Genomic DNA, 12,565 nt, shown 5'->3' on the forward strand with positions numbered 1-12,565 from the left:
ATTTCACGCCGTGGGTTCAAGGGGCAGGCACACCCGAAACAGGGCGCCCTCGCCTATCCGGCTCTCGACTTCGATGGTGCCGCCATGGGCCGCGACGATCTGCTCTGAGATGAACAATCCAAGGCCCAGCCCCGCCGCTACCTGGCTGGCGGAGACGCGCTCGAATTGCTGGAAGATGCGCTTCTGGTTTTCCTCGCTGATGCCGATCCCTCGGTCGCGCACTTCGACCCGCGCTTCGCCGTGTTCGCGATACACCCGCACATCCACCGGGCTCTTGGCCCCGTAGCGCAGCGCATTGGTGAGCAGATTAGTGATCACCTGCTCGATACGGAACTCATCCCAGTTGCCCACCACCGGCCCTTCGGCCGACAGCTGCATGGACGATTCGGCGGCGGCCACTTGCGGCGCGAAGTTTTCCACCAGGTTGCTGACCAGTTGCGCCAGGTCGAAACGCGCTGGACGGATCGACAACTTGCCGGTGCGAATGCGCGATACATCGAGCATGTCTTCGATCAAACGGATCAGGCTGCGGATCTGACGCTCATCGCGGTCGACCATGGCGTGCATCTTGTCCAGGGTGAATGCGGCAGCGTTGTCCCGCGCCAGGTGCATCTTGCGCAGCTGAGTCTCCAGGATCAGCCCGTTGAGCGGGGTGCGCACCTCATGGGCGACGATCGACATAAAGTCATCGCGCATGCGCACCGCCTGCTCCAGCTCGGCCTGGGTGGCCTGCAGGCGGTTGAGCAACAGCTCCTGCTCGCGGCGGCTGCGCTCCAGCTCTTCAACCTGCAGTTTCATCGCCTTGCTCTGGCGATACAGGTCGACAAACACGTTGACCTTGCTCTTGACCGCATGGATATCCAGCGGCTTGTGCAAAAAGTCCACGGCGCCGCTTTCATAGCCCTTGAACGCATAGTTCAGTTCGCGCCCGGCGGCACTCACAAATACGATGGGAATGTTCTTGGTCTTCTCGGTGCCGCGCATCAGCTCGGCCAATTCAAAACCATTCATGCCGGGCATCTGTACATCGAGAATCGCCATGGCGAACTCATGCTCGAGCAACAGGGACAACGCTTCGTCGGCGCTCAATGCCTTGAAGACCTGGCGATCCTCGCGTTTGATCAACGCTTCGAGGGCGAGCAGGTTTTCCGGCAGATCGTCGACGATCAGCAGCTTGGCCTGGACGGTACTTAACATGGGGTAGATTCCAGCAAAACCAGCAATGAGCCAATCCGGCCCAGAGTCAGAATATGGTCAGGTGTCTGCAACGCCAGGGCTGCACGGGGCATGACGTCCACGCGTGCTTCCGCAGGGTCCTGTACAACGGTGATGCCGTGCTGCTGTTTAACGTAGGCCAGGCCGCGTGCGCCGTCCTGGTTGGCGCCGGTGAGCAGGATCGCCAGCAGGCCGGAGCCATACGCGTCCGCCGCCGAGGTGAACAGGAAATCGATGGACGGGCGCGAGTGATGCACGCGTTCTTCCTGGCTCAGGGACAGGCTGCGGTCCTGCTCCACCGACAGGTGGTAGCCGGGACCGGCGAAGTACAACGTGCCGGCCTCGATGGCTTCTTTGTCGCGGGCCTCGCGCACCGGAATACGCAGCCGCCGCGCGAACACTTCCGCCAGTTGGCTGCGGCGCTCATCCGGCAAGTGCAGCACCGCAATGATGGGCAGCGCGAAGCCTTGGGGCAGCTCGCCGAAAATACTCAGCAACGCCTCCACACCACCGGCAGACGCGCCGACGACAATGGCTTCAATCCCGCGAATCGGGCTGGCTGCGGCGTCGTTCATGATTTGCGGTAGATCCGTTCCTGCTTGACCAAGGGTTCGAAGTGTTTGCTGTAGCCAGAAAAATCCAGGGTTTCCTTGCTGCCGAGCACCAGGAAGCCGCGATGGCACAGCGACTCATGAAACAACCCAAACGCCCGGTCCTGCAACTTTTTATTGAAATAAATCAGTACGTTGCGACAAGAAATTAATTGTGTTTCTGAAAATACGCTGTCGGTGGCCAGGCTGTGGTCGGCGAACGTCACGTTCTCCCGCAGCGTTTTATCGAAGATCGCGTAATCGTAAGCCGCGGTGTAGTAGTCGGCAAACGAACGTTGCCCTCCGGCCTGTTGATAATTGCTGGTGTACGCCCGCACGTTCTCCAGAGAGAAAATGCCCTGTTTGGCTTTATCCAGGGACGCCGGGTTGATGTCGGTGGCGTAGATAATCGTACGCTCCAGCAGGCCCTCTTCACGCAACAGGATAGCCATGGAGTACACCTCCTCCCCCGTGCTGCAACCGGCGATCCAGATCTTGATCGACGGGTAGGTCTTGAGCAGCGGCACCACTTCCTGGCGGATCGCCAGGAAGTGCGACGGGTCGCGAAACATCTCGCTCACCGGGATCGTCAGGAACTGCAATAACTGCATGAACGCCGCCGGGTCATGCAGCACCCGCTCCTGCAGCGCGGAAATGGTGGCGCAGTCGAACTGGCGCATGGCATGGGCCACGCGTCGTTTGACCGACGCCCCGGAGTAGTCGCGAAAGTCATAGCTGTACTTGAGGTAAATCGCCTCGATCAGGAGGCGCAGCTCAATATCGCTGCTTTTTTCCAAAAAACTTCGCTCCACTTAAATGCGTTCCATCTTCGGCAGCCATACGCGAATCAACGAGAACAGACGATCCAGGTCGATCGGTTTGGCCAGGTAATCATTGGAGCCCGCCGCGAGGCAGCGCTCCTGGTCGTCTTTCATGGCCTTAGCGGTCACGGCGATGATCGGCAGCTTTTTCCAGCGTGGGTCCTGGCGAATCAACGCCGTGGCCTCGTAACCGTCCATCTCCGGCATCATGACGTCCATCAGCACCAGATCGATGTCCTCGACTTCATTGAGACGGTCGATGGCTTCACGGCCGTTACGCCCGATCACCACCACCGCGCCTTTGTGCTCCAGGGCGCTGGTCAGGGCGAAGATGTTACGCACATCGTCGTCCACCAACAGAATCTTGCGCCCCTCGAACACCTTGTCGCGGCTGCGGGCAGTCTTGAGCATCTTCTGGCGCTCATGGGACAGCTGGGATTCGACTTTGTGCAGAAAGAGTGTGACTTCGTCCAACAGACGCTCCGGCGAGCGCGCGCCCTTGATGATGATCGAGCGCGAATATTTACGCAGCTCGGCTTCTTCATCGCGAGTCAGGTTGCGCCCGGTGTAGACGATTACCGGCGGGAACGAACAAATGTCCTCGGTGGCCATGCGCTTGAGCAGCTCGTTGCCCAGCATGTCCGGCAGCTTGAGATCGATGATCATGCAGTCGTAGACGTTGTTGCGCAGCAGTTCCAGGGCTTCCTGGGCGAAGCCGACGGCGGTGATTTCGATGTCATCGTCGCCGATCAGGCGGGCGATGCTGTCGCGCTGCAGGTCGTCGTCCTCCACCAGCAGCACACGCTTGACCTTTTGCGTCAGTTTGGCTTCCAGGCGCGCAAACACGTCCTTGAGCTCTTCACGGGTGGTGGGCTTGACGGCATAACCGATGGCGCCCATGTGCATGGCGGCTTCGACACGGTCTTCCACGGAAATGACGTGCACCGGGATATGGCGGGTATTGGCGTGTTCCTTCAGACGCTGCAGCACGGTCAAGCCGGAATGGTCCGGCAGGCGCATGTCGAGCAGGATCGCATCGGGAATGTACTGCTCGGCCAGGTTGTAGCCTTCGTCGGCCCCGTGGGCGACCAGGCACTGATAGCCCAGCTCGTGGGCCAGGTCGAACAGAATCCGCGCGAAGTTCGGCTCGTCTTCTACGACCAGGATGCAGCGCGTGGTGAACGGGGCCTTGTCGCGGTCGTCGGCAAAGCGTGGGATCTGCTCCGCATCGGCCACCGGCAACGGCGAGACCTTGACGGGGGCCGGTGCGGGCGCTGCAACCACTGGGCGCGGCGCCTCCTCGGTGGCGGCGTCCTGTGGGCGCTCTTCATACTGCTCCGGCAGCACCAGGGTAAACACGCTGCCCTTGCCAGGCTCACTGGTCACCTGGATCGAGCCGCCGAGCAGGGTCGCCAGGTCGCGGGAGATCGACAGCCCCAGGCCGGTACCGCCGTAACGTCGATTGGTGGTGCCGTCGGCCTGGCGGAAGGCTTCAAAGATGCTTTCCTGCTGGTCCAGGGCAATGCCGATGCCGGAATCGCGCACGCTGAACACAATGCCGCCTTCGGCGGCGCCGGACACCGACAGGCTCACCTGGCCCTGCTCGGTAAACTTGATTGCGTTGGACAGCAGGTTCTTGAGGATCTGCTCCAGGCGCTGGCGGTCGGTGAACAGCATGGCGGGAGCGCCCTCCTGCACCTCCACCTGGAAGCCCAGCTTGCGATCGGCCGCCAAAGGTTCGAACATCCCCCGCAGACCGTCCACCAGGCGCGCCACGCTGGAGGTTTCCGGGCGCACTTCCAGTTTGCCGGCTTCGACCTTGGAAATATCGAGGATGTCATTGATCAGATTGAGCAGGTCGTTGCCCGCCGAATAGATCGACTCGGCAAACTTGACCTGCTCGGCGCTCAGGTTGTCCTGGGGGTTTTCCGCCAGCAGTTTGGCCAGGATCAGCGAGCTGTTGAGCGGCGTGCGCAGCTCATGGGACATGTTGGCGAGGAACTCGGATTTGTACTTGCTTGAACGCTGCAGTTCTTCGGCGCGGTCTTCCAGTTCCAGTTGGGCCTGGTTGAGCTCGATGTTCTTGCGGTCCATGGCGTCGCGCTGCTCGGCCAGGGTCTGGGTCTGTTCGGCCAGTTGCTCGTTGGTCTGCTCCAGTTCGGCCTGCTGGGTTTCCAGATGGGCCTGGGACTCCTTGAGGATGCGCGACTGTTCTTCGAGCTCTTCGTTGGCGGTCTTGAGTTCTTCCTGCTGCACTTGCAGCTCTTCGTTGAGCTGCTGCGTCTCGGCCAGCACTTCCTGCAGGCGCTGGCGATAACGCGCGGCCTCGATGGAGGTGCCGATGTTGCCGGCGATCAGTTCCACCAGTTCCACGTCGCGCTCCTGCAGCGGACGCAGGAAGCCCAGCTCGACGACGCCGTTGACGCGATCATCGTCGCTGGTCGGCATCACCAGCACACTGCGGGTGGTGCCTTCACCCAGGCCCGAGCTGACCTTGAAGTAGTCCACCGGCACATCGTCCAGACGGATCAAGCGATCGAGCTGCGCGGCCTGGCCGACGATGCCCTCGTCGCTGTAGATCGCCTGCTCCTGTTGCTCCTGCTCGCGGGAAAAGCCGTAGGTTGCAATGCGCTTCAGGCCGCCGTGCTCTTCGCGCACATAGAGTGCCCCGACCGCCGAGCCCATGTATTGGGCGAAAAACTGCAGGATATTGCGACCCAGCATGTTCAAGGTCAGTTGGCCCAACACCTGCTCGGCCAGTTCGGTCTGGCCATTACGCAGCCATGCTTGCTGTTCCAGACGCCGTGCGATCTTCTGTTGTGACGCGAGGTTTGCGCTGTAACTTACTGAAAGTGAGACTAGATTTTTTCTGCCGATATACGCGAGAAAGGCGCTCAGGCCCAGCACGAATACCAGGTAAAGGCCTACGCTTGCCACCGTGGTGCGGGTGACGTCGGCGTTACGGGCGATGCGGAACTGCTGCTCCATGGCCACCGCATCGTCGTATTCCTTGCGAATCTCGTCGGTCAAGCGCTTGCCCCGCCCGGCCTTTACCGCGCTGCGGTAGTCGCCGCTCTGGCGCTGCATATCAATCATCGACTGGGCGTACTTGTTCCACTCCAGTTGCAACGCTTCCAGGCGCTTGAGGCGGTCGACCTGCTGCGGGTTGTCGGCCACCAGCTCCTGCAGGTTATGCAGGTCCGCAATGATGCGCGGCTTGGCCACTTCGTACGGGTCGAGGAAATGCTCGTCCCCGGTGATCAGGAAGCCGCGCATGCCGGTTTCCAGATCGACCGTCAGCTTTGACGTCTCATTGAGATTGTTGATGACCCGGTCGGTGTGCTCCACCCATTGGATCACCGAGAGCAAATAGGTGATCAGGCACACGAAAAACACCGCGCTGAGCACGCCCACACCCAGGGGCAATGCCACGTTTCTGCTCAGCAGGGTACGGAAGCTCTTTTCATCGACGGACGAAGCGGGAGTCATGGGCATGCCTTGGCCAAATACGGAAAAACCGGGAGTTTGCCCCAAAGTTGCGCCTGAACGCCATTTTTCTGATGGCAACGGTTCACCAAGGCGCGGCCAGTGCCGTAAAAACGCCTGCCGGAACCCAACTCCGGAATGGCCAAATTCACCACCTTGCAGTCAATGCAGGAGGGGATGGAAAAGGTCCTTAACAGCGGAGGCATTGCCGCTACGCTATCGCCTTACGGCAGCAAGCGCGGGGCGCGGGAGTTTTACGTCAGTACGTTTGATGTGGCCGACTTGAGCGCAGCCAACGTCAAGAAACCCGCGTTACAAGCGATCCTGGACGAGGCTTTGTAAAACCTACGTACCTGAGCAGGAGACATTACTGGCCGGTATCGTCACAATGCGCCGGCCAGGGGAACTTGCCTGGATCAAAAAGACTCACTAGTGACGCGTCTTGTTGAATTCTATGACCTGCTTTCTTTCTTCTCAGGAACTCCCACTATGCCCCTACCCCCGTCCACCATCCTGGTTGTCGAAGACGACAACATCGTGCGCATGCTGATTGTCGATGTGCTCGAAGAACTGGAGTACGTGGTGATCGAGGCGGCGGATGCGGCGGCAGCACTCAAGGTGGTCAGCGACAAGGGCCAGGTCATCGACCTGATGATGAGCGATGTGGGCCTGCCGGACATGGACGGCAAGGAGTTGGCCAAAGAGGTCCGCGCACTGCGCCCTGGTCTGCCGATCCTGTTTGCCAGCGGCTATGCCGAACATATCGGCGCCCCCGCCGATATGCACGTGATTGGCAAACCGTTTTCCATCGATCAATTGCGTGACAAGGTCAAATCAATCCTTTCTTCTGTTTGAGCTGGCTTCTCCATTGAATGCCGCCCTTTCGGGCGGCATTTTTGTATCGGGCAACGAGAGATTTACGTGACCTTGGGCAAATAAAATCGGAAACTCTGCGCGTTCCCATATCCTTTGAAAAAATCGTCAAGAGCCTCAAAAGGACGCGACAACATGATCAGAAAACCGACGCGCCTGCTGTTGGCGAGCCTCTCGATACTCCTGAGCAGCGGCGCCTGGGCCGATTTCACCGCCACCCCGAGCGAAGCGCGGGCCATCGCCAAGGAAGCCTACCTGTACGGGTTCCCGGTGGTGGAAATGTACAAGACGCTCTACACCCAGGCCGTTGACAAAGGCGGCGCCAACTTCAAGGCGCCGTTCAACCACATCGGCAATACCTCCCAGGTGTTCACGCCCAAGGACACCGCATTCGTCACCCCGAACTCCGACACGCCCTACTCGTTCGTGTGGATGGACCTGCGCCGCGAACCGTTGGTGCTGACCCTGCCCAAGATCGACGACAACCGTTACTACTCGGTGCAGTTGATCGACCTCTATACGCAGAACTTCGCGTACCTGGGCACGCGCAGCACCGGCAACAACGGTGGCCACTACATGATCGCCGGGCCGGATTGGAAAGGTCAGCAACCGGTAGACATCGACCGTGTGGTCTACAGCGAGAGCAACATCGCTTATGCGCTGTACCGCACGCAGTTGTTCGACGAAAAAGACCTGGGCAAGGTCAAGCAGATTCAGAGCGGCTATAAAGTCCAGCCGCTGAGCAGCTACGTCAAGCAACCTGCACCGGCCAGCGCGCCGAAGGTCGAGTGGCCCAAACCCACCGCCACCATGAGCGACAGCCCGCAACTGTTCCGCTACCTGAATTTCATGCTGGCGTTCGCCGCGCCCCAGGACAGCGAGAAAGACCTGCTGGCGCGCTTCGCCAAAATCGGCATCGCCCCGGGCGCGCCGTTCAAGCTCAACCAGCTCAGCGCCGAACAGCGCAAGGCCCTGGAAGACGGGATTGCCGACGGCAAGGCTGAGTTTGCCGCGTTCAAGAAAGACAAAATAGACACCCGCCAAGTGCCAAGCGGCGACCTGTTCGGTAGTCGTGATCGCTTGCAGAACAACTACCTGTACCGCTACGCCGGTGCGAATCTGAGCATTTTTGGCAATTCAACCGATGAAGCCGCGTACCTGGAGTATCTGGTCGACAGCGAAGGCAAGCCCGCCAATGGCGCCCGCCATAGCTATACCGTGCACTTCAACAAGGATCAACTGCCGCCGGCGGATGCGTTCTGGTCGCTGACCATGTACGACGCCAGGACAAAGCTACTGGTACCCAACCACAAGAAGCGCTACCTGATCAACTCGCGCATGTTGCCTGGTCTCAAGCTCGACGCTGATGGAGGTCTGACCCTGGCCCTGCAGCATCACGAACCGCCCAAAGCCGAACAGAGCAATTGGTTGCCGGCTCCCCCCGGTCCTTTTTATGCCGTACTGCGAATCTACCTGCCCAAGCCTGAGGTGGGTAGCGGTCAGTGGAAATTGCCGCCGTTGACACCGCTCAAGTGATACCGCGCGCGGTCCAGCCAGGGGCGGGCCGCGCGCGCCGATTTGCAGCGATCCGGCACACTACAAAGCGTTAAGCAGTGTCCTTACTACTGCTGGCTTACTGGCCAATGAAACAGGTAAGGTGCGCGCGATTCTTCACGGAGCTGCACCGCACATGACTTGCTGGGAAGTTCTTGATCTGCCCCCGGATGCCGATAGCCGCACCATCAAGCGCACCTACGCGGCGCTGCTGAAGAAAACCCGGCCGGATGCTGATCCCGAGGGTTTCCAGCGCCTGCGTGAAGCGTATGAAGCGGCCATGAGTGGGCAAGAATCGGCGCTGGATGACGCGTTTGCCGCCACGGCGGTCGAGATGGCCGCGCCAGAACCGGTGGACGCCACCCTACCCCAGCGCTATCAGCAAGCCTTGGCCCAAGGCAACGGCCCGGCATTCGAGGTGGCGCTGCTCGAACGCTGTATCAGCGACGACACCGTGAGCGATGAGGAGCGTCGCTGGGCGTTTGATACCTTCCACTGGCTCAGCGCCTGGAGCTGCCTGCGCAATGGCTGGATGCCCTGACCTCTCAATGCAGGCAGGCGTTGCACAGCCGATTGGCGCTGGCCCTTGCACAACGTAACGAAGCAGATTTCCTTGATGCGTACGCCCGGCGTGACGATCACGCCTGGTTGCGCCAGCCGGCGCACGCTCATTGCCGCTGCGCGATCTGCTGCCGGGGGCGATCATGAGTGTTGCCATCAGTGTTCAATTCGGCCCGGTTGCGGGCCTGATGATGGTGGCGACCCTGGCCGTGATCGGAGCGGGTAAACGTCAAGCACGCACGGGTTACAAAGAATGGTCCAGCCTCCATCCGCGCAAGACCATCGGCGCATTTGGCCTTATCACGTTGCTCATGGCAGTGATGTTCGCAGCGCTCAAAAGCATTGACAGTCATTATCAGGTAGATCGCAATCAAGGCCTGCAACAGTGGACAGAGCGCGTGTGCAGCCGCATGCCGAGAACCGCACAGCCCTGCCAGGCACCCGCGACCCAGGCACAGTGGTACGGCCAGGAGGCTGAGTGATGAAGCCAATCATGTTGTACCCCGTTGGGGTGGTGTTGATCCTGTGCCTATTCAGCCTGGCCGGCGCCAGCAAACAACTGCAGATTGTCGAGTGGTGGCTCAACCAACTGGACAGCCCCCAGACCGCAACGGCCGGCGCGCTTGCGCCGATCATCGATTGCGTTAACCGCGTTGACCGCGATACTCGGCTGGCCTACTACTTGCTGACTCAGGGCGACGCCTCAGTCCGGACGTCTGAGCGCTCCGGCGCCGCGAACGTGCCTCGGGAAGAATTTGGCGACAACGCAGAGCCCCAAGCCCGCCTGATCCAAAAGCAACTATGCACTCCTGCAATCACCCTCCAGCTGGAACGCCAAGCCCCCGGCAGTCCATTGATTACGACTACGCAACAGTACGTGCAGGCCCTTCGCAGAATCAGCGATGTCGGTACGCTGCTCAGCCCCAGTCAAACTCCCGGCACGAAAACGCCGCAGCAGCAATTATTTGGCAACGTCATGCTTGACCAATTGAAAGCAGAACTAAGCCGTAACGGTGGCGACTACCTGTCGGCATCCGCGGCTCTGCGTGACGATCTGACGCGTGAGGAGCAGCGTTTGCGCCCCGTACAGCTGGATTTGCTGGAAGCACGTCTGGGCCGAGATCTGCATTGGCAGCTGCTCAACTAGATGATCGTGGCGCGCCAGGCGGTCGATCGGATCGACCAAGGGGTACGCGCTGCCGACCTGACACCCCAAGCCCTGGCGGCGTTGACCGCTTCGGTTCAGCGTGCGCAGCAAAGTGCCGCAGCCTTTGTCGATCGGATGCCGGATAAAGAACTCAGCGAAGAAACGCTGCACCTTTGGTACACCCTGAGAAGCCCCGCCGATGCGTACCTTGCTGCCCTGCAAGGCCTGCTTCAAGACTGGCTCAACCACGCCAACCCGCATCAGCTGAGTGACGACTATGACCTCGTCACCCGCCGTTACGACGCCCTGCTCAGCTATCACAACCGACCGGCCCGCAATGCGTTTTAGTGTTGCTTGAATTTCAGATAGGAGTGATGCAGGTCCGACGCCCAGCCGTCGATCACGCTTTTCACGTCGTCGGCCTTCATCACCTGGGCGTCGTTCTCCAAAGGCTTGCCGGTGCCTTTGCGCACCACCTGGGCGAGCACCTTGCCGTTGGCGCCGTCGAGGAACTGTGCCTCGGTGGCCAGGGTGGTTTCCTGATCGCGGATGCCGGTGCCGGTGCTGACCGCCGCCGCCACCAATGCCACCGGGATGAACTCATAGGGCTTGAGCCCTTCGGTCTTGCTGCTGACGGCGGTGATGGCCGCGCGCACCACGATCACGCCCGGGCCGGGGCCGTTGGCCAATGGCAAGGATTTGCCCAGCTCACGCTTGAGCGCCTGGTTGTAGTAGGTGTTGATGCCGTTGAGGGTGCTGTCCGGGATTTTCGCGGTGGCCTGGGGCTTGGGATAGAACTGGGTCGGCTCGATGTACACCGCGTTGTAGCGGCTCAGGTCCAGCTGGGGATCGACCCAGCGCATCACCTCGGCGCCTGACGGTGACTTGGCTTGCTTGAGTTGGCTGTAGTTGGAGAGGAAGCCTGAATATTCATCCGGTTGCGTGACCTTGCTGGCACAGCCCGCCAACCCGAGCGAAGCCACGCACAACGTACTGATCATTAGCCTTAGTTTCATCATTGAACTCCCTGGCGGTCATCATCGAAAGACGGAGCTCTAGGTATAGCCAACTCTGGGGAAATAGCCTCTATTTTGCGCTGCCGGTTTGACAGGCCGAGGGCCAACGTTAAAGCTGCACGCAGCCCGCCATGCCGCAGACCGTCCCTGCGGATTTCAACGACCGCGCCGAGGCCAACCTCAACCTGGCCATGCTTTACCAGGCCAGCGGCCGGCAAGACAAAGTCGAGTCCCAGCTACGCACTGCCCTGCTGCGCGATCCTGATTTTTTTCCCGCGCTGGTCACCCTGGCACAATGGCTGGAAGCCCATGAACGCGGCGAAGAAGCACGCGCCCTGATCGCCGGGCAGCTGGCCGAGCATCCTGACGCTGCGCTGTTGCAACACACCCAGGGCTTGATGCTGATACGCAGCGACGCTGCCGCCGAAGCGATGGGCTATCTGCGCAACGCCGCGCGTCTGGACCCGGCCAACGCCCAGTATGGCTTTGTGCTGGCGGTGGCGCTGCATGACGGCGGCCAGGTCGAACAGGCCTGCCAGCAGTTGGAAGCGGTGCTCCAGCGTCAGCCGTATCATCGCAATGCGCGGCTGTCGCTGATCCAGTACTACCTGGAGAGTGGCCAGGAGCCGAAGGCGCAACGGGTCTTGCAGAGCTGGAAACAACTCAACCCTGGCGACCCGGCGTTGAAGTAGAGCCTTAGCCGCGTTCGCGTGGAATCAGACTCTGCAACTGCGAGGCCAGGAAGTTGGCGTCGAAGCCAAAGGTGTCCGGGTCTTTGAGGCCATTGGTTTTCTTCCATAGCCAGTCATTTTTGTCGGCCGGCAGCACCAGCGACACGCTGCCGTGACGGGCAGCGGTCAAGCCCATCACCGATACCGAGATCAAGCCGCCCATGGCCATGACGTCAGGCACAAACTCCACGGTTTTACCGGTGATCTGTACCAATAGCTTTTCAGTCTTGAAGGTTGATGTTTCCACCGGCACGCTCGGCCCGCTGGCGACATAGGTTTGACGTTGGACCTCCAGCAAGCCGACGCGCTTGACCGGCTCCAGCCATTGCTCGATCTGCCCGAACAACTCGTCGAGCTTTTGCGTCCAACGGGCCGACTGCACCTCGAACTGCTGCTTCTTGTGCGCTTCGCTATCGGCGTAATGACGAAGCATCTCGCCCAGTTGCTGTACATCGTCCATTGCGGATTTCCTTGGGTGTGCCAGGTTGCGATATCCGATCATGGCAGATGCGGCCATTCACCGTACGATTAACGCCGATGGCCGCCGTGGGCGTGCACGAGACGAGCCTGG

General features: G+C 60.4%; 13 protein-coding genes and 1 pseudogene. 8 read left to right on the forward strand and 6 right to left on the reverse strand.

The genetic code is table 11. The features are described from left to right. Window positions 1-3 precede the first annotated feature (3 nt). Genes G7025_RS07105 through G7025_RS07120 form a run of 4 tightly spaced genes read right to left on the reverse strand, consistent with a single transcriptional unit; the run spans window position 4 to window position 6,115 of the window. Window positions 4-1,197 carry a hybrid sensor histidine kinase/response regulator gene (locus tag G7025_RS07105; RefSeq protein WP_181077665.1) on the reverse strand — a complete coding sequence of 398 codons (1,194 nt, stop codon included), beginning with the start codon at window positions 1,195-1,197 and terminating at the stop codon, window positions 4-6. After that, window positions 1,191-1,790 (reverse strand): chemotaxis protein CheB, encoded by a 600-nt coding sequence (locus G7025_RS07110; RefSeq protein WP_181077667.1) that lies wholly within the window; start codon window positions 1,788-1,790, stop codon window positions 1,191-1,193. The genes G7025_RS07105 and G7025_RS07110 overlap by 7 nt, the downstream gene beginning before the upstream one ends. Next, window positions 1,787-2,617, reverse strand: coding sequence for a CheR family methyltransferase (locus G7025_RS07115; RefSeq protein WP_370694730.1), 831 nt, complete (start codon window positions 2,615-2,617; stop codon window positions 1,787-1,789). Before G7025_RS07115 ends, G7025_RS07110 begins: the two co-directional genes overlap by 4 nt. After that, complete coding sequence (locus G7025_RS07120; protein WP_181077671.1) at window positions 2,618-6,115, reverse strand: response regulator; 3,498 nt, start codon at window positions 6,113-6,115, stop codon at window positions 2,618-2,620. 135 nt (window positions 6,116-6,250) lie between these two features. On the opposite strand from G7025_RS07120, the gene G7025_RS07125 reads away from it, so the two are divergent. The 7 genes from G7025_RS07125 (at window position 6,251) to G7025_RS26735 (ending at window position 10,595) form a co-directional block, all read left to right on the forward strand. Continuing rightward, window positions 6,251-6,454 (forward strand): hypothetical protein, encoded by a 204-nt coding sequence (locus tag G7025_RS07125; RefSeq protein ID WP_181077673.1) that lies wholly within the window; start codon window positions 6,251-6,253, stop codon window positions 6,452-6,454. Between the two features lie 147 nt (window positions 6,455-6,601). After that, on the forward strand, window positions 6,602-6,967 hold the full coding sequence (locus G7025_RS07130) for a response regulator (protein ID WP_181077675.1): 366 nt from the start codon (window positions 6,602-6,604) through the stop codon (window positions 6,965-6,967). A gap of 153 nt (window positions 6,968-7,120) precedes the next feature. Next, on the forward strand, window positions 7,121-8,521 hold the full coding sequence (locus tag G7025_RS07135) for a DUF1254 domain-containing protein (RefSeq protein WP_181077677.1): 1,401 nt from the start codon (window positions 7,121-7,123) through the stop codon (window positions 8,519-8,521). Window positions 8,522-8,675: 154 nt separating this feature from the next. After that, window positions 8,676-9,080, forward strand: a complete 405-nt coding sequence (locus G7025_RS26725; protein ID WP_258197647.1) for a J domain-containing protein — start codon at window positions 8,676-8,678, stop codon at window positions 9,078-9,080. Between the two features lie 163 nt (window positions 9,081-9,243). Further along, window positions 9,244-9,582 (forward strand): hypothetical protein, encoded by a 339-nt coding sequence (locus G7025_RS26730; protein ID WP_258197648.1) that lies wholly within the window; start codon window positions 9,244-9,246, stop codon window positions 9,580-9,582. Then, window positions 9,582-10,247, forward strand: coding sequence for a hypothetical protein (locus G7025_RS07145; protein ID WP_258197649.1), 666 nt, complete (start codon window positions 9,582-9,584; stop codon window positions 10,245-10,247). Before G7025_RS26730 ends, G7025_RS07145 begins: the two co-directional genes overlap by 1 nt. Beyond that, complete coding sequence (locus G7025_RS26735; protein WP_258197650.1) at window positions 10,248-10,595, forward strand: hypothetical protein; 348 nt, start codon at window positions 10,248-10,250, stop codon at window positions 10,593-10,595. Here the strand turns inward: G7025_RS26735 and G7025_RS07150 are convergent. After that, on the reverse strand, window positions 10,592-11,263 hold the full coding sequence (locus tag G7025_RS07150) for a DUF3313 domain-containing protein (protein WP_181077679.1): 672 nt from the start codon (window positions 11,261-11,263) through the stop codon (window positions 10,592-10,594). The genes G7025_RS26735 and G7025_RS07150 overlap by 4 nt on opposite strands. Window positions 11,264-11,424: 161 nt before the next feature. Between G7025_RS07150 and G7025_RS07155 the strand changes: the two are divergent. Continuing rightward, window positions 11,425-11,955, forward strand: a pseudogene (locus tag G7025_RS07155) (tetratricopeptide repeat protein); the annotation flags it as partial. 4 nt (window positions 11,956-11,959) lie between these two features. Here G7025_RS07155 and G7025_RS07160 read toward each other — a convergent pair. Next, entirely contained in the window at window positions 11,960-12,454 is a 495-nt protein-coding gene (locus G7025_RS07160) for a hypothetical protein (RefSeq protein ID WP_181077681.1), read from the reverse strand. Window positions 12,455-12,565: the final 111 nt, after the last annotated feature.

The organism is Pseudomonas lurida, from assembly GCF_013522705.1.
GTDB classification, from domain to species: Bacteria; Pseudomonadota; Gammaproteobacteria; order Pseudomonadales; family Pseudomonadaceae; genus Aquipseudomonas; species Aquipseudomonas quebecensis.

Coding starts and splice junctions, on each gene's coding strand:
- G7025_RS26730 (WP_258197648.1), top strand. CDS start 9,244: ATGAGTGTTGCCATCAGTGTTCAATTCGGCCCGGTTGCGGGCCTGATG.
- G7025_RS07110 (WP_181077667.1), bottom strand. CDS start 1,790: ATGAACGACGCCGCAGCCAGCCCGATTCGCGGGATTGAAGCCATTGTC.
- G7025_RS07160 (WP_181077681.1), bottom strand. CDS start 12,454: ATGGACGATGTACAGCAACTGGGCGAGATGCTTCGTCATTACGCCGAT.
- G7025_RS26725 (WP_258197647.1), top strand. CDS start 8,676: ATGACTTGCTGGGAAGTTCTTGATCTGCCCCCGGATGCCGATAGCCGC.
- G7025_RS26735 (WP_258197650.1), top strand. CDS start 10,248: ATGATCGTGGCGCGCCAGGCGGTCGATCGGATCGACCAAGGGGTACGC.
- G7025_RS07130 (WP_181077675.1), top strand. CDS start 6,602: ATGCCCCTACCCCCGTCCACCATCCTGGTTGTCGAAGACGACAACATC.
- G7025_RS07135 (WP_181077677.1), top strand. CDS start 7,121: ATGATCAGAAAACCGACGCGCCTGCTGTTGGCGAGCCTCTCGATACTC.
- G7025_RS07150 (WP_181077679.1), bottom strand. CDS start 11,263: ATGAAACTAAGGCTAATGATCAGTACGTTGTGCGTGGCTTCGCTCGGG.
- G7025_RS07145 (WP_258197649.1), top strand. CDS start 9,582: ATGAAGCCAATCATGTTGTACCCCGTTGGGGTGGTGTTGATCCTGTGC.
- G7025_RS07120 (WP_181077671.1), bottom strand. CDS start 6,115: ATGACTCCCGCTTCGTCCGTCGATGAAAAGAGCTTCCGTACCCTGCTG.
- G7025_RS07125 (WP_181077673.1), top strand. CDS start 6,251: ATGGCCAAATTCACCACCTTGCAGTCAATGCAGGAGGGGATGGAAAAG.
- G7025_RS07105 (WP_181077665.1), bottom strand. CDS start 1,197: ATGTTAAGTACCGTCCAGGCCAAGCTGCTGATCGTCGACGATCTGCCG.